Genomic DNA, 25,892 nt, shown 5'->3' with positions numbered 1-25,892 from the left:
TCGTAAAAAAAGCTTCCCACCGAAACGATGAGAAGCCCAACGAATTATTTGGATGCTACTTTATCTTTTTTGATTTGCTTACTACGTAATTGACCACATGCCGCATCGATGTCTGTTCCGTGCTCGAGACGAACACCACAGTTCAAGCCGTTCTTTTTCAACGTATCGTAGAACGTCGTGATATCTTCAGACGTACTGCGCTGATATTGACCGTGCTCATCGACTGGGTTGTACGGAATCAAGTTGACATACGTCAGGTGACGTTTGTCTTCGAACAGTTTCGCAAGTTCGACTGCGTGTTCTTTTTGGTCGTTGACGCCACGAAGCAAGATGTACTCGATCGTGATTTTACGGTTCGTCGTTTGAACGTAATAATCGATCGCTGGCATCAATTTCTCAAGCGGGATCGCCCGGTTGATTTTCATGATTTGCGTACGCAATTCATTGTTTGGTGCGTGAAGCGAGATGGCTAAGTTGACTTGGAGTTTCAAGTCAGCGAACTTGTAGATCTTGTCTGCCAAACCACTTGTTGAAACCGTGATGTGACGTGCACCGATCGCAAGACCATTGTGGTCCTTGATGACGTTCAAGAAGTCAACCATGTTGTCGAAGTTATCGAACGGTTCACCGATACCCATGACGACGACGTGGCTGACACGTTCTTCGTTACCGACTGCATCGAGGTGATGTTGAACGTTCATGATCTGCTCAACGATTTCGCCTGCTGACAAGTCGCGGCTCTTCTTGATAAGACCACTTGCACAGAAGCTACAGCCGATGTTACAGCCGACCTGTGTCGTAACACAGACAGAAAGACCGTATTTATGACGCATCAAAACCGTTTCAATCAAGTTGCCATCATATAATTTGAAAAGGAACTTGATTGTTCCGTCTGCTGATTCTTGCTTGACCGCTTCTGTCATCGAGTCAATCGTAAAACTCTGATCTAACAACTCAAGGCAATCCTTGTTGACATTCGTCATTTCCGCGAAAGTCGTGACACGTTTACGGTAGAGCCAATCCCATACTTGTTTGGCACGGAATGGTTTGTGCCCTTGATTCGATAACCATTCTGTCATCTGCTCAAGCGTTAATCCATAAATGGATGGTTTATTCATTTCGAAAGACCTCATTTCTTTTTCCAGAACTACAACATTCCTTTATCTTAGTAAAAATCAGCGCGTGACGCAACGTTCAAATCCTAAATGTTCACTTTCTGTAAAGTTTTTGCGCCACTTTCGATCAAATCGACAGGCTCCGACGTCCGAATTGAACGACTGCTCCAGTCAAGAACACAAGACAGAGGACAAGTAAAAGAACGGAGTGAAGAAGAAAATGATCCGTTCCTTCTAGTAATTGCGTCGTATTGAATAAGGAGAAGACGGATAGATAACGAAGCCACTCCGTCTTGTCACTTAGTTCCGACAGAATCGTCAAGACGATCGATAGAACCAGTACACTACCGGCAAGCGAAAAAGCACGACGTTCTTCGTCAAATAACGTCGCAACGAATAACGTAAAGGCACCGATCGCGAAGAGTAACAATAGCGCATTGAGTTGAATCCGCCATAAGATGACGTCATTGATCGAAATATCTGTCATCCACCAGTCGGATACCATCAAGACGAGTCCATTCAGTCCTACGAGAACCATACTTGCGATACCCATGACGATTGCGACAGCAAACGTATACGCATTCCGAGTGATCGGGGCTGCGAGATAGACGATCAGCTCTCCGTTGTCGATCGGTCGCGCAACGAGGCGCGCTGCTAATGAGAGCAAGAATAGACTCGCAATGACTTGAAAGATCAGTCCATAATAGTTCCCTCCGAGCAGATCCAGTACATTATCGAACCCCGTCACCTTATCATATTGAAATGCTTTTAAGACTTCTGGAGGTAACGCTTCTAGTTTTGCTTCTAGTAAACCGGTCTTCATCATCGATGGATAAAGCAACGCAAGCATCAATAAGTAGAGACTCGTTCCAATCGCATAAGCAAGCACGGGCTTTCTGACCTGCTTGAATAAAGAGCGGATCAGCAATATCACGACGATTCCTCCTCTCCATAATAATGCAAGAAGACCTGTTCTAAATCATCTGCTGACGGACGAATCAGCCGCACATCATATTGGGTTAAATAAGCGATTGCCTGATTTAAGCTCAACGTCTCGTCCGTTTGAAAACTGACTTCCAGCCGCTTCGGTTCAACACCGACTTGCATCGCGAACTGTGCTGCCTCCACCTCAGTTCGGAAGACGATCGTGTACGTCTTTCGACTCGATCGAACCAACTCATGAATATCCGATTCGACGATGATGCGCCCTGCTTTGATTAAAGCCGCTCGATCGCACGATTTTTCCATCTCCGGAAAGTGATGTGAACTCATCAGAATCGCTTTTCCAGCATGCTTCTCCTGTTCGATCCACTCTAAAAAACGCTCTTGCATCAAAGGATCGAGTCCACTGGTCGGCTCATCAAGTAGATAGACGGGTGCATCCTTCATGAAGCAACCGACAAGTGCCAATTTTTGTTTCATCCCTTTTGACATCTTGCGGATTTTCGTCTTCGTCTCAAAAGGAAATCGTTTCAACAACAGTTGTCGCCGTGCCGGATCGCTACCGTGTAGTCGTTGCATCAAATCCAGCATGTCTGCTCCCGTCATGTCTCCAGGTAAACTAATCTCCCCCGGCAAGTAACCGACCAACTGCTTCACTTCTTTACTTTGCTTCCAGCAATCAAAACCACCGATAGTCGCCTTTCCAGCATCCGCAGCCAATAGTCCCATCAAATGTCGGAGTGTCGTTGATTTTCCAGATCCGTTTGGTCCGATGAAACCGAATATCGTACCCGGATCAACTGTAAAACTGACATCGAATATCCCACGCCCCGGCGCAAATTCCTTCGTCACATGCTCCAAACGGATCATCATCCGACCTCCCTATCTTTTATTTCTTTCCTCACTGTATTCATACCCGTTTTGAAGCAGTTTGTTCGGATCAAAGCGATAGATGACGAACCGCTCGTCATGATTTTTTTCATAGAGGTCTCGTAATCGAATCTCATCGATTTGCTCGAATACGGTATGGCGCTCCAAGTACTCCCGGTATTCATCGGTCGGGTAATACAAGATGAGATCAACCGAACGCGGGGAACGTTCGACCGAACTTAAAATGTGATCGATCACTTTCATGAAAATTTGTGAAGAGAATGGATTAAAGAAATAAAACTTATTCGCCTCATCCGGAATGGTATACTGCTCGGCATACGTCTGTTCGAATCGCAAACTTCCGGAACGCCGCTTCCGTCGACTTTGGTAGTTCGCCATATTCCGAAGTGCGTCCTCGTAAAATTGTCCGTTCATCTCGATTCCGATGACGGAACAGTCGAATCGGTCATGTAAGTAAAAGTTTAAACGCCCTTTCCCACACCCGAAATCGATGACAGTATCCTCTTTTTGAAACGGATAGGTTTCGCATAATTCGCCGAGTGCCGCATAAGGCGTCGGTTCATAGCGATTGTAGTGACTAAACACACCATAAAGGTGTTGCATCTCAATGGTCTCAATTCGTAATCGTTGATCATATTCCTGTTCATTCATCGTCTTTTGTTCCTTCTTTCCGGCATTCTTTCCCTCATCGTACTATACTGAAGAAGTACGTTACTCGTTTTTTGAAAGGGGATTTTATGATGATCGTCGTTACGAACCGGATTAAAGTCAAAAAAGGGATGGCTGCAGCTCTCGCTCCTCGTTTTACGCGTCCAAGTGGACTTGATACGATGGACGGATTCATCCGCGTCGAGGTCTTATTGACGCAAAACATCGAAGAACACGATGAAATGAACGTCAACATGTACTGGGAAGATATGAAGAGTTTTCAAGCGTGGCGGGAAAGTGACGATTTCAAAGCGTCACATAGTCGACCTGCGAGTAGTGAGGCAGGAGAATCGCCAATGCTCGGCAGCGAGATTCTGACATATGAAGTCGCTTCGGTCAAAGAACGCGCATGATGCACGAAAAGGACTCGTCTCGAGTCCTTTTTTAGATACCTGTATAAAAATAGTGAAAGGGTCGAATTGTCTCAAATGGTATTATTTGTTATCATAGTGCCATTACAGAGAGAGAGGGTCCTTCATGAATTCATTAACTATATTTGAACAAGCCATTCGTAGCTTACCTGACGATCGTACGTTACGACGTGATGAATTATGGACGGACGATTTTTTATTGCAACAGGAGAACGAGCTGACCGTCTATTACTCTCCGATTGGCGAATATGTCAATACTGAAGCAAAAGTCGTCATCATCGGGATCACACCAGGTTTTGAACAGATGCGAATCGCTTTCGAAGAAGCGACGGATGCCCTCCATCATGGTGTTTCATTAGAAGAGACGGCACGCCTCGTCAAATATACAGCAAGCTTTGCCGGAACGATGCGACGTAACCTCGTCCAGATGCTCGATACACTTGAACTTCCAGCATTGCTCGGAATCGAGACGACGGCTAGCTTATTTCATCAACATCAGAAATTATTGCATCCAACGTCACTGTTAAAGCAACCCGTCTTTTATCGCGAAAAGAATTACTCGGGTCATCAACCGAAGATCAATCGTAGCCCTTTATTAAGGCACTACGCGGAAGAACACTTCGTCGCTGAGATCAATCAGTTACAAAAACCAGTGTTATTAATTCCACTCGGTCGGGTCGTCGAGACGCAAGTCCGTGGATTGATTCATGATGGACGAATCGAACAGCATCAGCTTCTTTCCGGATTCCCCCACCCATCTGGCGCGAACGGTCATCGAAAAAAACAATTCGAGGAAAACCAAGCCTATTTGATGAAACAGCTCATTCAACATTTTGCTGAATAAACAACTTTATCTTAAATTATCAGAATATATGGTTGAATCGCTTCTGAAATACATGATAAAGTGTCCATAAGAACAGAATATGACTATTCTATCGATGAGGTAGAGGCGCGATTTCAATCAGTACTTGGTCCGAGGATGACAACGAAGACGACTACAGGAAAGGTGACATCGCCGAAATGACAGTATGTGTCGAGCATATCGTCGTTGGTCGATTCGGGAAACACCCGATCGATTGCCATACATAACAATTGTATGGAGCGCTCCAATTCGGCTAAGAAAGACGCATCCAGCGAGGGTGTCGGCTTTGTTGCCGGTGCCCTTGCTTTTTTTGTGCCGCGGGGTCTCATCTTTAAGCCATTTATTAAAGAGGAGGATATTTTTCATGGTCAACTATTCAGATTCCATCATTGCCCTTGTACCTGCTTTACTAGCTATCTTATTAGCCATCTTTACCCGAAAGGTCGTTCTTTCGTTAGGTGTCGGTATTCTCGTCGGTGCCCTGTTACTTCACCGTTTTAACCCGATCGATACGGTAACCTATCTCGGCAAGAACATCTTCAGCCTCTTTTGGGCAGACGGTGCCTTGAACGAGTGGAACGTCTTATTGCTTGTCTTCTTGTTATTGCTCGGCGTCCTTTCCACGCTCATTCAGACATCAGGTGGCGCTCGTGCCTTCGGTGAATGGGCTTCTACTCACGTCAAGACAGCGCGTGGTGCACGCTTAGTTGCCTTCGGACTCGGTATCTTGATTTTCATCGATGATTACTTCAACAGTCTCGCTGTCGGCAACGTCAGTCGTCCGTTAACGGATCGCCGTGGTGTCTCACGTGCAAAGCTTGCCTATTTGATTGACTCAACAGCTGCGCCTGTTTGTGTCATCAGTCCGCTTTCGAGTTGGGGCGCATTCATCATCTCCATCATCGCCGGTATCTTAACGACGCACTCGATTACGGATTACTCAGCGTTTAGTGCTTTCATGATGATCGTTCCAATGAACTTCTATGCGATTTTCGCGTTACTTTTAACACTTTACATCGCTTATTCTGGCGTTTCTGTCGGACCGATGAAACAGCATGAACGCCGTGCCGCGAATGGTGAACTTTTTGATGCGTCAAAAGGAACACCGATGGGGATGGCAAAAGAGGTCAACGAACATACGAACGGAAAAGTCCGGGATCTCGTCGTTCCGATCGTCGTTCTTGTCATTGCTACAATCAGTGCGTTACTCGGGACAGGTGCTCAGGCACTTGCAGCCGACAATCGCCCGTTTACTTTAATTGGAGCATTTGAGGCAACAGACGTCACACGTTCACTCGTCGCAGGTGTCGTCATCAGTTTAATCGTCGCTTTCCTGATGCTGATCGGACGAAAAATTCCGGGCCGCGATTACCGTGCAAGCATCGTTGCTGGTATGCGTTCGATGTGGCCAGCAGTCGTGATTCTGTTATTCGCTTGGACGATCATTGCTGTCATCGGTGATATGAAAACCGGTGATTATCTCGCGAGCTTCGTTAGCAACTCGATTTCTGCGTCGTACTTGCCGTTCTTGTTATTCTTGATTGCCGGCTTGATGGCATTCTCGACAGGAACAAGTTGGGGTACATTCGGGATCATGTTGCCAATCGGTGCGGATCTCGTCATGGCTGTCGATGCCTCACTCTTGTTACCGACACTTGCTGCTGTTCTTGCTGGATCTGTCTTCGGTGACCATTGTTCACCGATTTCCGATACGACAATCTTAAGTTCGACAGGGGCTGGATCCCATCATATCGATCACGTTACGACACAGTTACCGTATGCGCTAGTCGGTGCCGTCACTGCGGCAGTCGGTTATTTAGTCATCGGTTTCACGGAGTCTTCGGTATTCGGTTTCATCGGAGCTCTTGTCACATTCGTACTCTTCGTCGTCGTCTTGAACGTTCTCTCGAAAAAAGGCGAAACCGCTTCGGATTTACAAACGGATTGATGAAACACTTTATGAAAAAGGCATTGGATGCGCGCATCCAATGCCTTTTTTATATCTATTCGTTTCACACCATCAATAAACACACATCATTCGCGAACGCTACCGGATCCTCAAGTGGAAGCCCTTCGACAAGTAATGCTTGTTGATACATCAGTTTGGTATAGCGCTCGAATTTTGAACGATCGTTTTGATACGCCGTTTCAAGAGACTCGAACACTGCGTGTGACGGATTCAATTCAAGAATCTTGACCGCTTCTACCCCTTCATTATTCGGCATCGCCTTCAGAATTTTCTCCATCTCGATTGAGACAGCGCCGTCCGTCGCAAAGCAGACAGGATGCGATTTTAGACGTGTTGAGGCTTTGACTTCCTTGACTTGCCCACTTAGCACTTCCTGCATGGCTTGGAACATCTCTGCTTGTGCGTCCGTCGTCTCCGCTTCCTCCGCTTCAATCCCTAAATCGCTGCTCGTGACCGACTTGAACGTCTTCTCGTTGTACGTCACGAGCATCTGGATCGCGAACTCATCGATCTCTTCCGTGAAGTACAAGATATCATACCCTTTATCACGGACGAGCTCGGATTGTGGTAATTTATCCAGACGATTCGTACTCTCACCAGCGGCGTAGTAGATATGTGCCTGATCTTCCGGCATCGCTGCGACGTACTCTGCGAGTGTGATCAACTTCTTCTCCTTAGCTGAGTAGAAGAGGACGAGGTCCTGCACCTGTTCTTTGTGCATGCCGTAATCATTATACATACCGAACTTCAGCTGGCGTCCGAACGCTTGATAGAACGTTTCGTACTTCGTGCGATCCTCGCGCAGGAGGGCTTCGAGTTGTGTCTTGATCTTACTTTGGATATTTTTCGCGATCAATTTCAATTGACGATCGTGCTGCAGTAACTCGCGCGAGATATTGAGCGATAAGTCTTCCGAGTCGACCATCCCTTTGACGAAACTGAAGTGATCCGGCAACAAGTCGCTGCATTTTTCCATGATCAAGACACCGTTGGCATAGAGTTCAAGACCCTTTTCAAATTCCTTCGAATAATAATCGTACGGTGCCTGCTCTGGAATGAATAAGATCGATTGATAACGAACAGCGCCGTCGACACTGATATGAATGTGTTTCGCTGGTGTGTCGAAACCATAACGCTTCTCTTGGTAGAAGTTCGTATAGTCTTCGTCTGTCAGTTCCCGTTTGTTCTTCCGCCAGATCGGCACCATGCTGTTGATCGTCTTGACGACTTCGACCTCTTCCGTCTCGTCACTGCCTTCGATCGGCTGACGTTCGAGTTCCTTCATCTCGATCGGATAACGGATGAAATCCGAGTATTTTTTGATGATGCTACGTAGACGATATGTCTCGAGGTATTCGTCATACGATTCTTCTTCCTCGTTCGCCTTGATATGGAGCGTAATCTCCGTTCCGACGGTTTCCTTGTCGACTTCCTCGATCGTATAACCTTCGACACCACGCGATTCCCATTTATAAGCGACTGCACTGCCGAACGGTTTCGTAACGACGGTGACGACGTCTGCGACCATGAATGCAGAATAGAATCCGACACCGAATTGTCCGATGATATCATGACCATCTTGTGCTTCATTCTCTGCTTTGAAGGCAAGCGATCCACTCTTCGCGATCGTACCGAGATTCTCTTCTAGTTCTTCCTTCGTCATTCCGATTCCCGTATCACGAATGATGAGTTGACGCGCTTCTTTATTTGGTTCGATTGTAATTTTGTAGTGTTCCTTTTCGAACGAAATCGTCTCGTCCGTCAATGCTTTGTAGTACATCTTATCCATGGCGTCACTTGCATTCGAGATCAATTCGCGCAGGAAAATCTCCTTATGCGTATAGATGGAATGAATCATCATCTCCAGCAATCGTTTTGATTCCGCCTTAAATTGTTTCGTTTCCATGCTCATTCTGCCTCCCTTTTTTAGCACTCAATCATATAGAGTGCTAATTCATCTCCTATTATTAGGGAGTTCGAAATATCTGTCAATCTCCTTTTTCACTGTATGTCGTGACTTTTTCAAGGACAATCATTCCGATTTGACGTAAGTGTTCTGCTGACCCATAGGTGCCATGGCTAACGCCGTTTTCATCCTTTCGATTACCGAGACCGATGAACTGCTCACTCGGTTTGAAGTGGAGTCCGACGACGGGGACCTGAAATCGTGACGAGAAGCCGACTTGAAAAATCGCGTCCGGATAATCCGTTGGTCGATAGGTCGTCCAATCGATGTCTGGTTCGAGCTTCGCAAATCGTTCCGTGTGTTCCTTACCGAGCAGGATGATTCCTTTTATCGAAAACAGTTCAAGCAGGCGTAACAAAAATGTCTGACCGAACGGACTATCTTCCAACACGCTGCGTTCTTTGATCGCTCCCATGTAATGGTGTGTCGGAAACGGGAAAAAATCCAAATGAATGACTGGATCAAACGTCTTTTCGTAAAACGACGCACCGAGTCCGTTCAAGAATCCTTCGAGCTTCCCCCCACCTGGTCGACCGAACCAGGTCCGGTACACATTTGGTTGTTTGAAGTAACGATTGAAGCGTCGGATCGAATCCGTCAGCGTTTTCTCCTGCAGATAATCCTCCCATGCCATCGACTTCGGACGTATGAAAAGCGGACCATGCTCGTCAAATCGTAATGTACCTGTTCGGTCTAAAAACTGCGATCGAGATGGGTTCGTCGCGATCGTCACCCAACTGCTACGTGTCGCATCACCAAACCAGAGGACCGGTGTCGTTTGGTCGATCAATTCACTTGCGAATGCACTCTTCTCGAGTGTTATTTGGTACTGGACGGCTTCGTGTAATAATTTTTTGGCAAGTTGCCATTGATCGGATGTCAGCGTTCTCATCTCCCTCTATACAGCGATTGTGCTGTTGTAGATGTACCCCCTATCCTCTATTACTAGACGCATCGATGGGTTTAATCTCCATTTCTCCGGGAATGTTTCATAAGGTGAACGATACGACTTAGGAGGGATTTAACAATGGGTAGACTCGATCAAAAAGTAGCTGTCATTACCGGCTCGGCAACAGGGATTGGACAAGCGACTGCACTTGTCTTCGCAGAACAGGGAGCAACGGTCGTCTGTGCCGATGTCTCACTTGAAAAAGCACAACAAACAGTAGAACAGATTACACAACAAGGTGGGAAAGCAGAAGCCGTCCATGTCGATGTCTCAGACGTCGAGAGTGTCGAGCAACTTGCGAAGCACGTCAAAGAGACATACGGTACGATCGACGTCCTCTTCAACAATGCCGGAATCGATGAACAAGGCGGGAAAGTCCACGAGTATCCAATCGATCTCTTCGACCGGATCATCGCGGTCGACTTGCGCGGTACATTCCTCGTCAGTAAATTCTTGATTCCACTCATGCTTGATAACGGTGGTTCAATCATCAATACGTCATCGATGTCTGGTCGCGCAGCTGACTTGAACCGGTCCGGTTATAACGCAGCAAAAGGCGGGATCGCGAACTTCACGCGCGCGATGGCAATCGATTACGCGCGTCACGGCATTCGTGTCAACTCATTATCACCAGGAACGATCGAAACACCACTCATCGATACACTTGTCGGTGAAAAAGAAAAAGAGCAAGGCAAACAGTTCCGCGATGCGAACGCTTGGATTACACCACTCGGACGACTCGGTAAACCACGCGAGATGGCAACGATCGCCCTCTTCCTTGCTTCTGACGACAGCTCATATGTTACAGGTGAGGATATCACAGCAGACGGTGGCATCATGGCTTATACATGGCCGGGAGAGATGTTAATCGATTCGAAGTGGAAAGACGAAGCAGAAAAAAGTGAATGAGCAAGGTACGGTGTAACCCTCTGGTTGCACCGTTTTCTTTTATCTCAAGACGTTCAGCTCCGTAAATTATTTTCCGAATTCGTTTACCTCCCTGAAGTATTTTTATCAGGGTACAGGATAGGTAAGGGGGGAAATACTTATGCAAACAGCAATTACTTACTTACAACGATGTCTTCAAATTCCAAGCGTTAATCCGACGGACGGAGAGGAAGCCGTCGCACGTTATGTGTACGATGTACTGATTGATCATCACATCTCGACAGAATGGATCGAAGTCTCACCGAAACGGATTTGTCTCGTCGCGACCGTTCCTGCGAGTGAAGAGGTTTCACGCCCTTCCGTACTCGGGCTATCTGGTCATCTCGATACGGTTCCTGTGCAAGGAGACGGCTGGACGAAAGATCCATACGGTGGTGAAATCGAAGACGGACGCATTTATGGTCGTGGGGCTTCGGATATGAAGTCAGGTGTCATGGCGATGGTGCAAGCGCTCATTCAATACAAGGAACGTCAAAACCGTCCGAACACCGTCAAACTTCTGATTACATCCGATGAAGAAAATGGCATGACAGGAGCTTGGCATTTGACGGAACAAGGGCATGCGGATGATTTAGATGCTCTACTGATCACAGAACCGACGAGTGGGATGATCGGTTATGCACAAAAAGGGGTCGTTGGGATTGAAGTAACATGCCGTGGGAAAAGTGCACATAGCTCTGCCCCGCAACTTGGACGTAATGCGATTGATGACGTATATCGCGTCATCCAAGAAGTGAAGTCGGAGCGTTTTTCGATCACGACGAATCATCACTCGGCACTTGGTCCGGTCGTTGCATCGATCACCTCGATTTCAGGAGGCGAAGGACCAAACGTCGTTCCGAGTCAGGCTTCGTTTTATATGGACATCCGGACGATTCCGGGATTCGGTCGAGCGGACGTTCTTGCTGCCTTTACGGATGTCGAGCGTCGACTTGTTGCAGAAGATCCTGACTTTGATATGAGCGTGATCGTCATCAAGGATATTCCTTCCTGTGAAACCGATGAACAAGCGCCTTTCTTGCAGCAGGTCGCAGATACGATGGAGCAAGTCAGTGGCGTGACACCACGAAAAATCGCCATCCCAGGCGGAACGGATGGTGCGATGTTCAGCCAAGCAAAAAAAGCATTCCCGATCGCGATTGCTTCTTTCCATGATTTCCGTCTCGCGCATCAAGTCGATGAGTCGATTCCGTTATCCGAATATGAACAAACGATTGCGTTTTGCTTCAACTTGATCAACACACCGCTACACCAACCACTTTCATCACACTAAATAAAAGAAGGGACGACATTCGGGTGCAATACCCAAAGTCGTCCCTTCTACTTTTACTGTGTCTAGTTTAGTACACACCAAGCTGTGCCAATGCCTCACTTAAATAACTTTGATCACTGCGAAACTGATGATTCGTTTGTCCGTCAGACCAACTGATGAAGACACGACCAAGCCGGTCATATCGTAAACGGAGACGTATCACGCCCTGCTCAAATACGACTTCTCCCTGTAACGATTCTTGAACATGGGCAAAATCACGGATGAACAGATCATATTCGTCGAATGAAACTGAAATGTCGTGTTTACTATCTTGTCCCGTCATCTGAATCGTTAGTTCACCTTGCTTTGGATATACGTGTAAGATGTCCCACGATATACTGTCTTCTTCTCCTCGAAACACGATACGATGCTTCATTCGATTTCCACCTCTGAGTTACAGGATATTTACTAGCCTTTCTCGAAAGTAACCGATATCTTCTTCATCCGAAAGGAGTCTGCTTATGTCTGATACGCCAAAGACAGGTCCTACCGAACAGTCCGTTGATGCCTTTTTGGCACAAGTCGAACCGCCACTACGTCAAGCAGATGGTATCACGTTACGTCAGTTCTTCGAAGATGTCACGGGATACGAAGCCGTCATTTGGGGATCTTCCTTGATTGGTTTTGGTTCCTACCATTACCGCTATGCCTCCGGTCGCGAGGGCGACAGCTTTTATGTCGGCTTTTCTCCGCGCAAGACGAACCTCGTCCTTTACCTCGCGCTTGGTGAAGACGATGTATCGGAACGACTGCTTGCCACTCTCGGTACGTATCGACGCGGCAAGTCCTGCCTCTACGTAAAACGACTGACTGACATCGATTTAAACGTCCTTCGGGAAATGATTGAGCACTCGATTCGCACGTTAAGAGACATGTACCCGTCTTGATTTCAATCAAAAACAGCCGAAGCGGATTCGCTTCGGCTGTTTTTTGAAATTAATGTCCGCCTTCTGTCCGATCGATATGGCGAATGTGTTTGAGATTGACCCCGATGATGATGACGGATAAGAGGACAAAGCCACTTCCGACATAAAACGGTAAGTTTGCGTTGAAGATTTCAGCCAATTTACCGGCCATGAATGGCGCAATGGCTGCCCCGAGAAAACGTAGGAAACTGTATGCCGCAGATGCTGTCGAACGTTCAACAGGTGCTGCGTCCATGACAGCTGTCGTGATGAGCGTGTTGTTATTCCCAAGCACGGCTCCCGCCAAAATGACACAGACGATGACGACGGCTGGTGTTTCCGTAAAGATCCCCATTAACAGAAGCAAGATCGCGAATGTTATCAACATCATGACCATCGCTTTGATCGTTCCGAACCATTGTTTCAGTTTCGGAGCTGTTAGAACCGATGTGATGGCAAGCAACATCCCCCAGCCGAGGAAGACGAATCCGAGTCCTTGAGCTGGTAATTTCATGACGAATGGTGCATAGGCCATGATCGTAAAGAACCCAACGTTATAAAGTGCTGCAACGATCCCGAGCGTCAAGAGCGAACGATGCTTCATCGCTTGGAACGGTGCTTTTAACGACAACTTCTGTTTCGGTGCAGCAGATGCTGCTGGTTTTGGCATTAAGAAGAGCAAGACAAGGAACGCGATGACCATGATCGTCGCAACACCCATGAATGGGGCGCGCCATGTGATTGAACCGAGCGTTCCGCCTAATAGTGGTCCAATCGAAATCCCAAGACCAACGGCTGCTTCATATAAAATGATCGCTTTTGCTGTTCCGCCTGACGACAGAGAAACGATCGCAGCGAGTGCTGTTGCGACGAATAAGGCGTTCCCTAGTCCCCAACCACCGCGTAACGCGACGAGCGTCCAAATGCTGTCTGCTTGTGAAGCAAAACCAGCAACGATTGCGAGGACGGCGATCCCGAGCATCAATGTTCCTTTTTGACCAATCCGTGATGAGATCGCGCCTGTAATTAACATCGCGAATGCCATGACGGCGTTATAACTTGTAAATAAGAGCGTTACTTCACTTTTTGACGCTTCTAAATTCTCGGCAATCGTCGGTAAGACGGGATTGACGAGACCCATTCCCATGAATGCTGTAATACTGGCGAAAAAAACTGCCCAGACAGCAACCGGTTGATGGAATAATCCATGTTTGCTTTCTGCTAATACCGTTTCCGGCTCAAGCGTCGTTGTTTTTTCAGCAAGTGCCATAGTGTCCCTTCTTTCTATTGAGTGTGTTACATGAACTGTTTAAACGAATGACGGATGACGTCGCCTCGACTAATGATCCCAACAAGTCGTCCTGCTTTCAGGATTGGAAGCTTTTTGATTCGTTTTGCGCCGAGCGTTGCTGCAATCTCTTCCATTTCTGTGTCAGCGTCCGCAGTTACGACTTTCCGGCGTGCCAGTTCCATAACAGGTCGATTCAAGATATGACGAATCCGATCTTCATAATCTTCTTCGTCTCCTTTGATGACATCTACATATAAGAATGTATCGACGATGATGTCCTTGTGTTTTCCGATCGCGCGCATGATATCTCCATCACTGATATACCCGACGACCTCCTGCTCAGCATTGATGACAGGAACGCCGCTAATACCAGATTGAATGAATCGTTCGATGACCGTCCGAATCAGATCTGTATCGTTTACCGTGATGACCTCTTGTTTCATCGACTCATAAGCTTTCATCTGAATTCTCCTTTGTCGTTCGTTTTTCATCTACGAAAGTTGTATGATACAATTAAAAGAACAAAAATGATTGTATAATACAACTACAACTCTGTCAAGCCTCCTGCTTTTCGCATTGACAGCTTATCCACATTGGGTAATCATGAGGGACAGAGAGACTTTTTTGAAAGGGGAGATACCCGATGTCTCAACAAGCACTCGAAACCATTGAATTGGAGTTAGCAATCCTGATCCGGCGCTTGACGACAGCGACGGCAGACAATCGTAATTTAGATCGTGCTTCCTACCTCTTACTGCGACAACTAGCAGATTCCGGCAACGTCGGTGTCAAAACACTTGCCCGTGAACTTCAGCTTGATGTCTCGACCGTCAGCCGCCAAGCTGCAGCGCTCGATCAGAAGCAACTTGTGGAAAAAGTAAAAGATCCGACAGATGGTCGTGCCTTCTTCTATCATATTACGGATAAAGGACAAGAAGAGCTCACGATTTACCGGACAGCGCGCCTCGCGAGCATCGAACGTCTCCTGACGGATTGGCCATCGGACGATGCCGAAGATTTTGGACGTCTATTGCAACAATTCAACCGTGCCTTGCGCGAGCGGTAACGAAATCACACCATTTAAAGGAACGGACGCGAAATCAATCGATTTCGCGTCCGTTTTTTCGTCATTCTTCATGATGTATGAGAAACCTGACAAACCGAACGAATTTGTGCGATGTGTTCGGGTGACGTTCGGCAACAACCGCCGATCAATCGTGCCCCTGCCTCATACCATGTCTTCGCGACGGTTTGGAACGACGTACACTGATTCGTACCTGACCACGTTTTTGCGACCGGATCATAGACCTCACCAGAGTTTGGATAGACGATGATTGGCACATCCGTCAACGCCTTGACGTGACGGATAAAGTCGGTCGCGTAAGATGCCGGAAAACAATTTGCACCGATTGCTGCGAGCTGTGGATGTTGTCCGACCGTTTCAATACACGTCGCAAGTGCCGTTCCTTCACTAATGTGCGTCGCATCTTGAAGCGAGAACGTCAGCCAAGCGGACACTTCCGGATACGCTTCGAGAATCCTGAACAATACGACAGCTTCCTCGAGCGACGGAATCGTCTCGAATGCCAGCAGATCAGCCCCCGCTTCAATCAACGCTTCGATTCGTGGTCTATGAAAGGCTTCTAGCACATCTGCTGACACCCCATAATGACCGCGATATTCAGAACCATCTGCTAAGTAGGCACCATAAGGACCCACTGATCCCGCGATCAATGCGTCACTCTTTCCGCTACGCGTGCGTGCGTTTTGCGCCAAGGTGACCGTTTGTCGAATCAGCGCCTTTGCTTCCTCTGTCGTGATATGACGTTGCTTGAATCCTTCGATACTTGCTTGATAGCTTGAAGTGATCGCGACATCGGCACCTACTTCAAAGTAGTCACGATGGACGTGTTCGATCTGTTCTGGTGCTTCGATTAAGAGACGTGCTGACCAAAGCGGATCGTTCAGGTCGAATCCCTTCTGTTCAAGTTCGGTTGCAAGGGCACCATCTAAAATAAGAAAGGGAACTTCCTGTAATCGTTGATCAACTGGATTTTTGATTCGGGACATCTTCAACACTCCGTTTCTGAGAAGAATTCGTGAACGCATGAACGATATAACAGATCACGATGAATGGAATACCACAATACAAGGCAATTCGTTGTGTCGGATCAAATCCGATACCAATCAGAGAAATCAAACAAACGACGAAAGCGGCGATCGGTACAAATGGAAAGAGTGGTGTGCGATAGACCAATTCGTCGACCGTATGCCCTTCACGGAGGAATTGTTTCCGGAAACGATACTGGGCAACGCTGATACTCATCCAAACGACGACGACAGCGAGACCGGAAATCGAGACGAGCGCGATATAGACACTTCCTGCTGCATAGATGCTAGACAGCAAGGCAAGTCCTCCGCCAAGCATGCTGAACAATACGGCTCGAAGTGGAACCCCACTTGGCGTCACCTGGGCGAAGAAGCGTGGAATCATGCGTTCGTTCGCAAGCGACCAGAGCATCCGAGAGGCAGCGTAAAGTCCAGAGTTCGCTGCCGACAAGATCGCTGTCAAAATGACGAAGTTCATCACGTCTGCTGCGTAGGGAATTCCGATTCGTTCAAACACGGCGACGAACGGACTTTCGAGCACGCCCTTCCCATCCGTTGGTAATAAGACGGCTAACACGATGATCGTACCGACGAAAAAGAGGACGAGTCGCAAGATCGTCGTCCGGATTGCAAGCGGAATCGTCCGTTTCGGATCGACTGCTTCACCCGCTGCGACACCGATTAGTTCCGTTCCCGAGTAAGCAAAGTTCACAGCAAGCATCGTCATGAAGATGACGAAAGCGCCATTTGGGAACAACCCGCCTTCGGTTAACGAAGAAAAGAATGGGGCCGAGCTACCATCTTGCAGTGGAATGAAGCCGACGATCGCTCCCGCACCGAGTAAAATGAAAGCAATGATCGTCACGACCTTAATGGCGGAAAACCAAAACTCGACTTCAGCAAACACACGAACCTTCAAGACGTTGATACCAAGGATCATCGCAGCGAACAATGCGCTGAACACCCATACAGGAATCGACGGGAACCAACGTTGCATTAAAATGCCTGCTGCCGTGAATTCTGAACCAAGGGCGACCGTCCACGTCAGCCAGTAGAGCCAGGCCACTGTATAACCGGTGCCGGGCCCGATGTACTTCGTTGCGTATTTATGGAATGATCCGGTTTCCGGCATGTGCACGGCGAGTTCACCGAGACTTAACATGACAAGATAGACGACGACAGCCCCAATCAAGTAAGACAGAATCGTTCCGACGCGTCCTGCTTGTTCCAACGTATAACCTGTACTTAAAAATAATCCTGTTCCAATGACACCACCTAACGACAGCATGATCAGATGACGTGATTCCATCTTGCGTCGAAACGCTCCGCTCGTTTTCATGAATCCATTTCCTCCTCGTTCCACCTATTCCAAACAAAAAACGCATCCTCACGGATGCGTCGGTCGACAATTCGGAAATCTTATCGATCGGGTGCAGCACCCGCAGGAATTAGCACAGTATCTTTCGACCTGTTGCTGAGGTTTCATAGGGCCAGTCCCTCCACCTCTCTGGATAAGTATGTAATTGTTCCTAACCCTATCAAGTCTTTTTCAAATTGTCAACACAATTCAGAATACTTCTATCAAAAAAACATTCCGCATCGTTTCGATCCGGAATGTTTGGAGGGTTTATTTTTTGGCGAATAAATCCGCTGTTTTCAAGGCTGCACGAACCGCTTTCCGATTCAATGTTCCTTGCTGGTGCTTCATTTTCTTCGTTTGGGCAGCCAGTTGCGCTTTGAGTGCCGCAATCTCTTGATCCTTTTGAGCCGTTCCTGTTTGTTTCTGCAATGCTTTGATTTTCTTATCTTTTTCAGCTAATTGTGCTTTTGTTTGTTTTTGCGCATCCGCAATCTTCTTCTCTTGTTCCGGGAAGAACCGTTCAAAACGAGCGACTGCTTCCTCAAGACTTACGCCAGAAATCGGCTGGACTGGTGGGAGCAACTCGGTTTGCGCCATTTGACGGTCAAACGGTACATTCTCAGGATAGTTCGTCTCTTGATAAATATGCTCAAGATTGTTCACGTTCAAGAAGTCAACGAAGTTGTCGAAGTTACGCGCTTGAACACGTGCCGGACTTTGGAAGTCAGCATTTGCTACGACGTCGGATAATTGTGTATCCGCTTTGATGTCGTTCGCCCAAATGTGCGTCAACTGATGGTAATCCGTCAATTCGCGCATCCGTGCATCTTTTGGAATGAGGATACTCGGCGTACCCGCAAGTGTCGCTGTGATGTTTCCGTGTAAACGAGCTCCAAAACTGAGGTCTGCTTGACCGATGAAATCAAACCATGTCTGTGCGTTCAAGAAGAAACGGACACGATCGTTCATATAAGCAGGATCCGACATCTTCACCGGATAGTTCGTCACGGACAAGTCTGCGATTGGGTGCGTTCCTGTATACGTCAACTTCAGTTCCTTCATCCACTGTGGAATGAAGTAGTGATTCGGATACTCTTCCATCCCACGTGTAATGAAATCGAGGACGTTTTGTGGAGCTAAACGTGACGAGTTGACCGTAATCATCGACTCAGGTGTGATGTTCGTTTCACGGATGTGCAAGTCGCGACCGAACGCGTACATCGAAGGACATCCGATGACGCGATGATCGATCCCTTCGCGGAAACCAAGACGTGTTAAGTATTTCGACGTGATCTCCCCGCGAAGACCCAGCATGCTCGAGCGCTCGAGAACGGCACTGACGAATGCTTTGACATCTTCATCGAATGGGAATCCACCATCTAAGTCTGGTTCAAACGGTGCACGTAACCCTACACCGATGACGACGACTGGAATCTTTAATTTTTTGATGAGACGTGTATATTTCCGTAACGTCGGTACGAATTCTTTTCGGAATGCGTCCGCTAACGGAATGACATAAAGGTCAAAGTTGGCATTGATTTCGTCTGCCCGTTCTTCGTCGTAATAGTAATAGTCAGGTGTAATCGTCGTACCTTCTGTCATCAATGTCCGAAAGATACTGTATTGATAGATAAGATTTCCAACGTTTCCTCCAATGGAATTATGTTTCATCAAATAAGGAGCATCGAACTGTTCGAATGGTGTCATACCTGCACGAATAATAATACGTTTCATAATGGATAAACTTCCCCTCTCGTCTGCTTCATTCGTCCTTGCAAGAAAAAAATACGGAAAAATATATTATCAGTTTTTTTCAATCTCATTAAGAATAGATGAACTTTATTTCGGAAGTCAACGATTCCTAAGGGAAACAGGTCTTTCGTCATCAAAAAGAAACATTTGCACCACACCATCATTTTTCTAAAATAGAAAAATGTTACTATTTAATCGTTTCGAGATACATGCGTAGATTCGCTTCAACTAATTTCAAGGCATGCATCTGATCAGTCGTAGCAGGCTTTAATAATTCACTGAAAAAATGTTCCACTTCGACGGGCTGACCCTTTTCCATGTCCCGTAACATCGATGATTTCATCGTATCTTCCATTGCATGCATCTGCTTCAGCAAGACCTCTTCTACATCGTCATTAAAGACTGCCCCTTGTTTTTCCATCGCCTGTTTCGCTTCCGCCATGACGTCTAGGATCATTTGATGTCCAACAGCTTCTTCCCGAATCGGACCGATTGCTGAACGAAATAGCGTCGTCACGCCCGCGAATGTCGAAATGAAGAGATACTTTTGCCACATGTCATCCATGATATGCATCGAATACTTCATTGGTGCCTTCGCTTTCGCAAAACACGCTGCGATTTTCTCTAGACGCGCTGTTGGTTTACCGGTTCGTGAACCAAATAGCAGCCGATGCGACGGGCTTGTCTGTACAATGCGCCCTTCTGCATCAAGCGTCGACTCAATAAAGCAAAGACCGCCCAAAACTCGATCTTCTCCGAAGACTTCTGTTAATCGTCGAATGTGCTGCATGCCGTTCAACAAAGGAATGATATACGTCTCGCTCGAAACGAATGGCGCGAGGTCCTGTAGGACGTCATCTAAGTGATAGGCTTTCGTCGAAAGCAAGATGACATCAAATGCACGATCCGGTCGCATGTCTCGTGTTATCAACCGGGGCGTAATCGTCATATCGCCATGAGGACTAGTGATGTGTAGTCCTGTTTTTTGTAGTTGTTCATATCGATTCGAACGGACGAGGAATGTCACCTGCTCCCCTTGCTCAGCAAGACGACCTCCGAAATAGCCTCCAACTGCCCCTGCACCTACAACTAACATGTTCATATGTACTATCTCCTCCTTACCCGTTCTGTGCGTTGCTTACTCCTTCACCCTAACATATTTGGAACCGATTTCCTGATTTCTGCGTGGATCGATCCGTTTTAAGTTAAGCGTTTGCATTTTAGAAAAAAACGTATATACTAACTTGTATACAAGTATACTCACTTTAGAAATCAGGTGATTCCATGTCAGAAATGTTATACCCCTTGAAGTGGTTATCAAAAGCTTCCGCCGGAGATCGTGTTGCACACGAGCTGCGGATGCGCATCATTTCAGGAATGATTGAAAGCGGTACCATCTTATCTGAGAACAAATTAGCCTCTGATTTTTCAGTCAGTCGCTCGCCTGTCCGTGATGCGTTAAAGGTCCTTGCATCCGAACAATTGATTCGTCTCGAGCGGATGGGAGCGGTCGTCGTCGGTTTGTCTGAGCGCGACATTCAGGAAATCTATGATGTCCGGCTACTTATCGAAACGTTCGTCTTCGAACGACTCGTCAAAATCGAACGGGCAGAACTCGTCCGGGAACTCAGTAAGATTCTCGAAATGATGAAGGTTGCCATCAAATACAAGGATGCCGATGAATTCTCCTTCCAGGATGTACTGTTCCATGAAACAATCATCCGCTCGATTGATCATGGATATGTCAGCATGATTTGGCAAAATCTCAAACCGGTCATGGAAAGTTTCATCCTCCTATCGATGCGGGTACGATTCGAGGAAGACATCGAAGACTTCGAACGCATCCTCGCGAACCACGCCTTGTACATCGAAGCGATTGAGACGGGCGACCGTGAACGGATGGTTGCTTCCTTACATCAGAACTTTGATGACGTCCAGGAAGTCGAAGATCTCTGGAAAACGCAACAAATGATGTCGAAAGGAGTCGATTCACATGACTGAATATATGCTAGGCGTCGATATCGGAACGACGAGTACGAAAGCGGTCTTATTTACGACAAAAGGAGAGGTCATCGGACAAACGAACGTCGGTTACCCGCTCCATACACCAAATCGCTCGACGGCGGAGCAGGATCCGGAAGAAATTTTTGATGCTGTACTCGAATCGATCCGCTTGATCACGAAACGTCATCCGAGCATGCCACCAAAGTTCGTCGCGTTCAGTAGTGCTATGCACAGCTTGATCGCAATGGACGCACAGCATCAACCATTGACTGCCTGCATTACGTGGGCAGACAGTCGGAGTGAAGCATGGTCGAACAAGATCAAGGAACAATATGGTCTATCGATCTATCACCGGACCGGAACACCGATTCATCCGATGTCACCGCTCAGCAAAATCAGTTGGCTCGTCGAAGATCGTCCGGAGCTCCACGCTCAAACGAAAAAATATGTTGGGATCAAGGAATTCGTGTTCCAAAGACTGTTCGGCAGATATGTCATCGACCACTCTCTCGCTTCAGCGACCGGTCTCTTCAACATTCATGAATTAGGCTGGGATACGGGCGCGTTACACGTCGCAGGGATCGATGCAAGCTACTTATCGGAACCCGTACCGACGACGACGACATGTACCGGACTGAATGCTGATTACGCACGACAAATGGGACTCTCCGTCGATACGCCGTTCCTAGTCGGTGCCAGTGACGGTGTCCTTTCTAACTTAGGTGTCAACGCGATTCGCAAAGGGGAAATTGCGATCACGATCGGAACGAGCGGTGCCATCCGAACGATCATTGATCGTCCGCAGACCGATGAAAAGGGACGGACGTTCTGTTACGCGCTGACCGAGGACCACTGGGTCATCGGCGGACCCGTCAATAATGGTGGAATGGTCTTACGGTGGATCCGAGACGAACTCGCTTCAGCCGAAGTCGAGACAGCAAAACGCCTTGGCATCGATCCGTACGCTGTTTTGACGAAGATTGCCGAACGCGTCCGTCCTGGATCCGACGGGCTATTGTTCCATCCTTACTTGTCCGGTGAACGAGCGCCGCTCTGGAATCCGGATGTCAGCGGTTCGTTCTTCGGTTTGACACTTTCGCACAAAAAAGAGCATATGATCCGGGCGGCACTAGAAGGCGTCATCTACAATCTCTATACCGTCTTCCTCGCCCTAATCGAGTGCATGGACGGTCCCGTGACACGGATTCAGGCGACGGGTGGCTTTGCCCGGTCCGAAGTCTGGCGCCAAATGATGGCGGACATCTTTGAATCAGAAGTCGTCATTCCGGAAAGTTTTGAAAGTTCATGTCTTGGTGCTTGTATTCTCGGACTGTATGCGACAGGGGAAGTCGATTCGTTCGAAGTCGTCTCTGAGATGATCGGGGAAACGCATCGCCATGTACCAAATGAAGAAGCGATGCATGAATATCGTCAGCTCTTACCAATTTTCATTAGTCTAGCGCGGACATTGTCTGAGGATCACAAACGAATCGCTACGTATCAACGGAGCTTGATTCAAGAAGAAAACTAACTTAATCTTTTGGGGGAAGTCATCATGCCTTTAGTCATCGTAGGAATTGGGATCGTCGCGTTGCTCGTTCTCATCATGGGGTTGAAATTAAATACGTTCGTCTCACTCATCATCGTTTCCTTTGGCGTTGCACTACTACTCGGCATGCCGCTCGATCAAATCGTCAAGACGATCGAAGCCGGTATCGGAGGAACGCTTGGTCACTTGGCACTGATCTTTGGTCTCGGTGCCATGCTTGGAAAGCTGATTGCTGACGCCGGGGGGGCGCAGCGAATCGCCATGACGCTTGTCGCCCGATTCGGGGAAAAGAACATCCAGTGGGCGGTTGTCGTCGCTTCGTTCATCATCGGGATCGCCCTCTTCTTCGAAGTCGGACTCGTTTTGTTGATTCCAATCGTCTTTGCGATTTCACGTCAACTTCGTGTCTCGATTCTATATCTCGGGATCCCGATGGTCGCTGCCCTATCCGTCACGCACGGCTTCTTACCACCTCACCCGGGTCCGACCGTCATCGCTGGGGAGTATAAAGCCAATATCGGGGAAGTCTTATTGTATGGTTTCATCGTTGCTGTTCCGACAGTCATCATCGCTGGTCCTATCTTTACAAAAATCGCGAAACGACTCGTTCCTGAATCGTTTACACGGACAGGAAACATCGCGTCACTCGGGGAACAAAAAGAATTTGATTTAGACGAGACACCAGGCTTCGGCATCAGTGTCTTCACGGCGATGCTACCGGTTCTTTTGATGTCGGTCGCAACGATCTTCACGCTTTTACAAGAAACACTCGGCTGGGGTGAAAACAGCGTCATCTCGGCAATCGAGTTTATCGGGAACGCCTCGACGGCGATGTTGATTTCATTACTCGTCGCGGTCTACACGATGGGGATCGCGCGTAAGATTCCGATGCAAACGGTCATGGAATCTTGTACGACGGCAATCGCCCAAATCGGGATGATGCTATTGATCATCGGCGGTGGCGGTGCCTTCAAACAAGTCTTGATTGACGGTGGTGTCGGGAAATACGTTGCCCAATTATTTGAGGGATCAGCGTTATCCCCGATTCTACTCGCTTGGTTGATTGCTGCGATTCTCCGGATCTCACTTGGTTCCGCAACAGTCGCTGCCCTATCAACGGCAGGTCTCGTCATTCCGTTACTGGAGCAATCCGACGTCAACTTAGCGCTCGTCGTTCTCGCGACTGGTGCAGGTAGTCTGATCGCTTCACACGTCAATGATGCAGGCTTCTGGATGTTTAAAGAGTATTTCGGATTATCATTAAAAGAAACGTTTGCGACATGGACTGTGCTTGAGACGATCATTTCCGTTTGTGGACTTGGGTTCGTTCTTCTCCTCAGCCTCGTCGTCTAAGAAAAGGAGTCGTTCTACTTATGCAACATTCTATCGGAGTCATCGGGCTTGGCGTCATGGGACGCAACCTGGCACTGAATATGGCGAGTCATCAAGAAGAAGTCGCCATCTATAACTACACACGTGATTTAACGGACGATCTCGTCGCACATGATGAGGGACTACCTCTTCATCCGTACTATGACATTGAAGCATTCGTTCAATCACTCGCTCGTCCACGGAAAATCTTCATGATGGTCACGGCTGGTAGCGCGATTGATTCAGTCATCGAATCGTTGCTTCCGCATCTCGAAACAGGCGATATCATCATGGATGGCGGAAACTCTCACTTCCTCGATACAGAGCGTCGTTTCGACGAGTTACAACGCCACGGGATCGAATACATCGGTGTCGGTGTATCGGGTGGTGAAGTCGGTGCGCGGACCGGTCCTGCGATCATGCCTGGTGGATCGAAAGAAGCTTACGAACATGTCGCACCAATCTTGACGAAGATCGCTGCTCACGTCGAAGGTGATCCATGTTGTGTTTATATTGGTCCGAAGGGCGCTGGTCACTTCGTCAAGATGGTCCATAACGGAATCGAGTATGCGGACATGCAACTGATCGCTGAAGCGTATAGCTTCCTCCGTTTCCGTCTCGGACTCGACGTCACGGAAGTCGCGGATATCTTCGCTGAGTGGAACGCGGGTGAACTGAAAAGTTACCTGATTGAGATCACAGCGGACATTCTCCGAAAAACCGATGACGAGACAGGGCAACCGTTGATTGATGTCATTCTCGATCAAGCCGGTCAAAAAGGAACTGGAAAATGGACGAGCCTGCAAGCAATTGATAATGGGATCGCCTCTTCAATCATTACAGAAGCTCTGTTCGCGCGTTACCTTTCAGCTATTAAAGAAGAACGCGTCGCAGCGTCTACTGTCTTAAAGGGACCAGAAGACTTGTCGACGCTTGAGCGAGACGCGTGGGTCGAACGAATTCGTCAAGCGCTTTATATGGGGAAAGTTGCCGCATACGCGCAAGGCTTCACCCAGTACCGGACGTCGTCTGAGTTGTATGACTGGAACTTACGCCTTGAAGAGATCGCTTTGATTTTCCGTGGTGGATGTATCATCCGGGCAGACTTCTTGAACGTCATCAGTGAAGCGTTCAAAAATGATGCGAACCTCTCGAACTTGATGCTTGCCCCGTTCTTCGCTGAGAAAGTACAGGCGTATCAAGAATCGTTACGTCACGTCGTTGCCGAGGGTGCGTTATCTGGTTTTGCACTCCCATCTCTATCGACGTCACTGACGTATTACGATAGCTACCGGACAGCGAATTCGAATGCCAACATGTTGCAAGCGCAACGCGATTATTTTGGTGCTCATACGTATGCTCGGACAGACCGCGAAGGGATCTTCCACACGGACTGGCAATAAAGAATACAGCTCCCGACTCCTGTTTCATTTAGGAGTCGGGATTTCTTTTTTTGTTCACACAATCTTTCCTGAAATAAGAAATTACCGATTATACCTTGACAAAAGTGTTGGTCTA

24 protein-coding genes and 2 riboswitches are annotated in these 25,892 nt (G+C 47.7%); of the genes, 11 read left to right on the top strand and 13 right to left on the bottom strand.

Annotation, left to right across the window (positions count from 1 at the left end; translation table 11 throughout):
- Positions 1-44: 44 nt before the first annotated feature.
- The 4 genes from rlmN to KNQ08_RS13625 form a co-directional block, all read right to left on the bottom strand.
- The gene (gene rlmN / locus KNQ08_RS13640; protein ID WP_023469793.1) at positions 45-1,118 is read right to left on the bottom strand and encodes a dual-specificity RNA methyltransferase RlmN; all 1,074 of its coding nucleotides are present in this window, start codon (positions 1,116-1,118) and stop codon (positions 45-47) included.
- Between the two features lie 124 nt (positions 1,119-1,242).
- Positions 1,243-2,049, bottom strand: coding sequence for an ABC transporter permease subunit (locus tag KNQ08_RS13635; RefSeq protein WP_353049230.1), 807 nt, complete (start codon positions 2,047-2,049; stop codon positions 1,243-1,245).
- Positions 2,046-2,930, bottom strand: a complete 885-nt coding sequence (locus KNQ08_RS13630; RefSeq protein WP_251133720.1) for an ABC transporter ATP-binding protein — start codon at positions 2,928-2,930, stop codon at positions 2,046-2,048. Before KNQ08_RS13630 ends, KNQ08_RS13635 begins: the two co-directional genes overlap by 4 nt.
- A gap of 9 nt (positions 2,931-2,939) precedes the next feature.
- On the bottom strand, positions 2,940-3,599 hold the full coding sequence (locus KNQ08_RS13625; RefSeq protein WP_214806142.1) for a methyltransferase: 660 nt from the start codon (positions 3,597-3,599) through the stop codon (positions 2,940-2,942).
- 89 nt (positions 3,600-3,688) lie between these two features.
- Here KNQ08_RS13625 and KNQ08_RS13620 point away from each other — a divergent pair, with 89 nt between their 5' ends.
- The 3 genes from KNQ08_RS13620 to KNQ08_RS13610 all read left to right on the top strand — a co-directional run bounded on the left by KNQ08_RS13620 (position 3,689) and on the right by KNQ08_RS13610 (position 6,837).
- Positions 3,689-4,009 (top strand): heme oxygenase, encoded by a 321-nt coding sequence (locus KNQ08_RS13620; protein WP_023469797.1) that lies wholly within the window; start codon positions 3,689-3,691, stop codon positions 4,007-4,009.
- 124 nt (positions 4,010-4,133) lie between these two features.
- On the top strand, positions 4,134-4,871 hold the full coding sequence (locus KNQ08_RS13615; RefSeq protein WP_214772333.1) for a uracil-DNA glycosylase family protein: 738 nt from the start codon (positions 4,134-4,136) through the stop codon (positions 4,869-4,871).
- Between the two features lie 92 nt (positions 4,872-4,963).
- A riboswitch (Lysine riboswitch) is annotated at positions 4,964-5,142 on the top strand.
- Positions 5,143-5,253: 111 nt separating this feature from the next.
- The gene (locus KNQ08_RS13610) at positions 5,254-6,837 is read left to right on the top strand and encodes a Na+/H+ antiporter NhaC family protein (protein ID WP_214725178.1); all 1,584 of its coding nucleotides are present in this window, start codon (positions 5,254-5,256) and stop codon (positions 6,835-6,837) included.
- A gap of 64 nt (positions 6,838-6,901) precedes the next feature.
- Here the strand turns inward: KNQ08_RS13610 and htpG are convergent, their stop codons facing one another.
- Together htpG and KNQ08_RS13600 are read right to left on the bottom strand one after the other, a co-directional pair.
- Positions 6,902-8,764, bottom strand: coding sequence for a molecular chaperone HtpG (gene htpG, locus KNQ08_RS13605; RefSeq protein WP_133208455.1), 1,863 nt, complete (start codon positions 8,762-8,764; stop codon positions 6,902-6,904).
- Positions 8,765-8,846: 82 nt separating this feature from the next.
- Positions 8,847-9,716: a PDZ domain-containing protein gene (locus KNQ08_RS13600; protein WP_214725180.1), complete on the bottom strand. Its 870-nt coding sequence runs from the start codon at positions 9,714-9,716 to the stop codon at positions 8,847-8,849.
- Positions 9,717-9,851: 135 nt separating this feature from the next.
- Here KNQ08_RS13600 and KNQ08_RS13595 point away from each other — a divergent pair, with 135 nt between their 5' ends.
- Both KNQ08_RS13595 and KNQ08_RS13590 read left to right on the top strand, forming a co-directional pair.
- The gene (locus tag KNQ08_RS13595) at positions 9,852-10,682 is read left to right on the top strand and encodes an SDR family oxidoreductase (protein WP_214806141.1); all 831 of its coding nucleotides are present in this window, start codon (positions 9,852-9,854) and stop codon (positions 10,680-10,682) included.
- 139 nt (positions 10,683-10,821) lie between these two features.
- Positions 10,822-11,994, top strand: coding sequence for a M20 family metallopeptidase (locus tag KNQ08_RS13590; RefSeq protein ID WP_214806139.1), 1,173 nt, complete (start codon positions 10,822-10,824; stop codon positions 11,992-11,994).
- Between the two features lie 67 nt (positions 11,995-12,061).
- Here the strand turns inward: KNQ08_RS13590 and KNQ08_RS13585 are convergent, their stop codons facing one another.
- Entirely contained in the window at positions 12,062-12,409 is a 348-nt protein-coding gene (locus KNQ08_RS13585) for a hypothetical protein (protein ID WP_214806137.1), read from the bottom strand.
- Between the two features lie 85 nt (positions 12,410-12,494).
- On the opposite strand from KNQ08_RS13585, the gene KNQ08_RS13580 reads away from it, so the two are divergent.
- On the top strand, positions 12,495-12,920 hold the full coding sequence (locus KNQ08_RS13580) for a DUF1801 domain-containing protein (protein WP_214806135.1): 426 nt from the start codon (positions 12,495-12,497) through the stop codon (positions 12,918-12,920).
- Positions 12,921-12,969: 49 nt separating this feature from the next.
- On the opposite strand, the gene KNQ08_RS13575 is transcribed toward KNQ08_RS13580, so the two are convergent.
- On the bottom strand, positions 12,970-14,208 hold the full coding sequence (locus KNQ08_RS13575) for an MFS transporter (RefSeq protein WP_214806133.1): 1,239 nt from the start codon (positions 14,206-14,208) through the stop codon (positions 12,970-12,972).
- 26 nt (positions 14,209-14,234) lie between these two features.
- On the bottom strand, positions 14,235-14,690 hold the full coding sequence (locus KNQ08_RS13570) for a CBS domain-containing protein (RefSeq protein WP_035395501.1): 456 nt from the start codon (positions 14,688-14,690) through the stop codon (positions 14,235-14,237).
- Positions 14,691-14,872: 182 nt separating this feature from the next.
- On the opposite strand from KNQ08_RS13570, the gene KNQ08_RS13565 reads away from it, so the two are divergent.
- Positions 14,873-15,295 carry a MarR family winged helix-turn-helix transcriptional regulator gene (locus tag KNQ08_RS13565; protein ID WP_035395500.1) on the top strand — a complete coding sequence of 141 codons (423 nt, stop codon included), beginning with the start codon at positions 14,873-14,875 and terminating at the stop codon, positions 15,293-15,295.
- A gap of 68 nt (positions 15,296-15,363) precedes the next feature.
- Here KNQ08_RS13565 and mmuM read toward each other — a convergent pair whose 3' ends face one another.
- The 4 genes from mmuM to KNQ08_RS13545 all read right to left on the bottom strand — a co-directional run bounded on the left by mmuM (position 15,364) and on the right by KNQ08_RS13545 (position 20,552).
- Positions 15,364-16,299: a homocysteine S-methyltransferase gene (mmuM, locus tag KNQ08_RS13560; protein WP_149428062.1), complete on the bottom strand. Its 936-nt coding sequence runs from the start codon at positions 16,297-16,299 to the stop codon at positions 15,364-15,366.
- Positions 16,274-17,677 carry an amino acid permease gene (locus KNQ08_RS13555; RefSeq protein WP_149428063.1) on the bottom strand — a complete coding sequence of 468 codons (1,404 nt, stop codon included), beginning with the start codon at positions 17,675-17,677 and terminating at the stop codon, positions 16,274-16,276. Before KNQ08_RS13555 ends, mmuM begins: the two co-directional genes overlap by 26 nt.
- Positions 17,678-17,754: 77 nt before the next feature.
- Positions 17,755-17,856: riboswitch (SAM riboswitch) on the bottom strand.
- Positions 17,857-17,965: 109 nt separating this feature from the next.
- Positions 17,966-19,432 (bottom strand): polysaccharide pyruvyl transferase family protein, encoded by a 1,467-nt coding sequence (locus KNQ08_RS13550; RefSeq protein ID WP_214806131.1) that lies wholly within the window; start codon positions 19,430-19,432, stop codon positions 17,966-17,968.
- Between the two features lie 205 nt (positions 19,433-19,637).
- A complete protein-coding gene (locus tag KNQ08_RS13545; protein WP_214806130.1) occupies positions 19,638-20,552 on the bottom strand; it encodes a ketopantoate reductase family protein in 915 nt (304 codons plus the stop codon).
- Positions 20,553-20,734: 182 nt separating this feature from the next.
- Between KNQ08_RS13545 and KNQ08_RS13540 the strand changes: the two genes are divergently transcribed.
- From KNQ08_RS13540 to gnd, 4 genes are read left to right on the top strand one after another with little or no spacing between them, the layout of a single operon-like run.
- Complete coding sequence (locus KNQ08_RS13540) at positions 20,735-21,451, top strand: GntR family transcriptional regulator (protein ID WP_214806129.1); 717 nt, start codon at positions 20,735-20,737, stop codon at positions 21,449-21,451.
- Positions 21,444-22,985, top strand: a complete 1,542-nt coding sequence (gntK, locus tag KNQ08_RS13535) for a gluconokinase (protein WP_214806128.1) — start codon at positions 21,444-21,446, stop codon at positions 22,983-22,985. The genes KNQ08_RS13540 and gntK overlap by 8 nt, the downstream gene beginning before the upstream one ends.
- Positions 22,986-23,009: 24 nt before the next feature.
- On the top strand, positions 23,010-24,356 hold the full coding sequence (locus KNQ08_RS13530) for a GntP family permease (protein ID WP_055969735.1): 1,347 nt from the start codon (positions 23,010-23,012) through the stop codon (positions 24,354-24,356).
- Positions 24,357-24,376: 20 nt separating this feature from the next.
- Positions 24,377-25,777 carry a decarboxylating NADP(+)-dependent phosphogluconate dehydrogenase gene (gnd, locus tag KNQ08_RS13525; protein WP_149428067.1) on the top strand — a complete coding sequence of 467 codons (1,401 nt, stop codon included), beginning with the start codon at positions 24,377-24,379 and terminating at the stop codon, positions 25,775-25,777.
- Positions 25,778-25,892 lie beyond the last annotated feature (115 nt).

The organism is Exiguobacterium sp. s46 (assembly GCF_018618875.1).
GTDB lineage: Bacteria > Bacillota > Bacilli > Exiguobacteriales > Exiguobacteriaceae > Exiguobacterium_A > Exiguobacterium_A abrahamii.
Note: the sequence above shows the minus strand (reverse complement) of the source record. Positions and strands in the feature narration are given on the sequence as shown.

Excerpts from the sequence above, each read along its gene's own strand:
- rlmN (WP_023469793.1), bottom strand. The coding sequence starts at position 1,118 with ATGAATAAACCATCCATTTATGGATTAACGCTTGAGCAGATGACAGAA.
- KNQ08_RS13630 (WP_251133720.1), bottom strand. The coding sequence starts at position 2,930 with ATGATGATCCGTTTGGAGCATGTGACGAAGGAATTTGCGCCGGGGCGT.
- KNQ08_RS13625 (WP_214806142.1), bottom strand. The coding sequence starts at position 3,599 with ATGAATGAACAGGAATATGATCAACGATTACGAATTGAGACCATTGAG.
- KNQ08_RS13620 (WP_023469797.1), top strand. The coding sequence starts at position 3,689 with ATGATCGTCGTTACGAACCGGATTAAAGTCAAAAAAGGGATGGCTGCA.
- KNQ08_RS13615 (WP_214772333.1), top strand. The coding sequence starts at position 4,134 with ATGAATTCATTAACTATATTTGAACAAGCCATTCGTAGCTTACCTGAC.
- KNQ08_RS13610 (WP_214725178.1), top strand. The coding sequence starts at position 5,254 with ATGGTCAACTATTCAGATTCCATCATTGCCCTTGTACCTGCTTTACTA.
- htpG (WP_133208455.1), bottom strand. The coding sequence starts at position 8,764 with ATGGAAACGAAACAATTTAAGGCGGAATCAAAACGATTGCTGGAGATG.
- KNQ08_RS13600 (WP_214725180.1), bottom strand. The coding sequence starts at position 9,716 with ATGAGAACGCTGACATCCGATCAATGGCAACTTGCCAAAAAATTATTA.
- KNQ08_RS13595 (WP_214806141.1), top strand. The coding sequence starts at position 9,852 with ATGGGTAGACTCGATCAAAAAGTAGCTGTCATTACCGGCTCGGCAACA.
- KNQ08_RS13590 (WP_214806139.1), top strand. The coding sequence starts at position 10,822 with ATGCAAACAGCAATTACTTACTTACAACGATGTCTTCAAATTCCAAGC.
- KNQ08_RS13585 (WP_214806137.1), bottom strand. The coding sequence starts at position 12,409 with ATGAAGCATCGTATCGTGTTTCGAGGAGAAGAAGACAGTATATCGTGG.
- KNQ08_RS13580 (WP_214806135.1), top strand. The coding sequence starts at position 12,495 with ATGTCTGATACGCCAAAGACAGGTCCTACCGAACAGTCCGTTGATGCC.
- KNQ08_RS13575 (WP_214806133.1), bottom strand. The coding sequence starts at position 14,208 with ATGGCACTTGCTGAAAAAACAACGACGCTTGAGCCGGAAACGGTATTA.
- KNQ08_RS13570 (WP_035395501.1), bottom strand. The coding sequence starts at position 14,690 with ATGAAAGCTTATGAGTCGATGAAACAAGAGGTCATCACGGTAAACGAT.
- KNQ08_RS13565 (WP_035395500.1), top strand. The coding sequence starts at position 14,873 with ATGTCTCAACAAGCACTCGAAACCATTGAATTGGAGTTAGCAATCCTG.
- mmuM (WP_149428062.1), bottom strand. The coding sequence starts at position 16,299 with ATGTCCCGAATCAAAAATCCAGTTGATCAACGATTACAGGAAGTTCCC.
- KNQ08_RS13555 (WP_149428063.1), bottom strand. The coding sequence starts at position 17,677 with ATGAAAACGAGCGGAGCGTTTCGACGCAAGATGGAATCACGTCATCTG.
- KNQ08_RS13550 (WP_214806131.1), bottom strand. The coding sequence starts at position 19,432 with ATGAAACGTATTATTATTCGTGCAGGTATGACACCATTCGAACAGTTC.
- KNQ08_RS13545 (WP_214806130.1), bottom strand. The coding sequence starts at position 20,552 with ATGAACATGTTAGTTGTAGGTGCAGGGGCAGTTGGAGGCTATTTCGGA.
- KNQ08_RS13540 (WP_214806129.1), top strand. The coding sequence starts at position 20,735 with ATGTCAGAAATGTTATACCCCTTGAAGTGGTTATCAAAAGCTTCCGCC.
- gntK (WP_214806128.1), top strand. The coding sequence starts at position 21,444 with ATGACTGAATATATGCTAGGCGTCGATATCGGAACGACGAGTACGAAA.
- KNQ08_RS13530 (WP_055969735.1), top strand. The coding sequence starts at position 23,010 with ATGCCTTTAGTCATCGTAGGAATTGGGATCGTCGCGTTGCTCGTTCTC.
- gnd (WP_149428067.1), top strand. The coding sequence starts at position 24,377 with ATGCAACATTCTATCGGAGTCATCGGGCTTGGCGTCATGGGACGCAAC.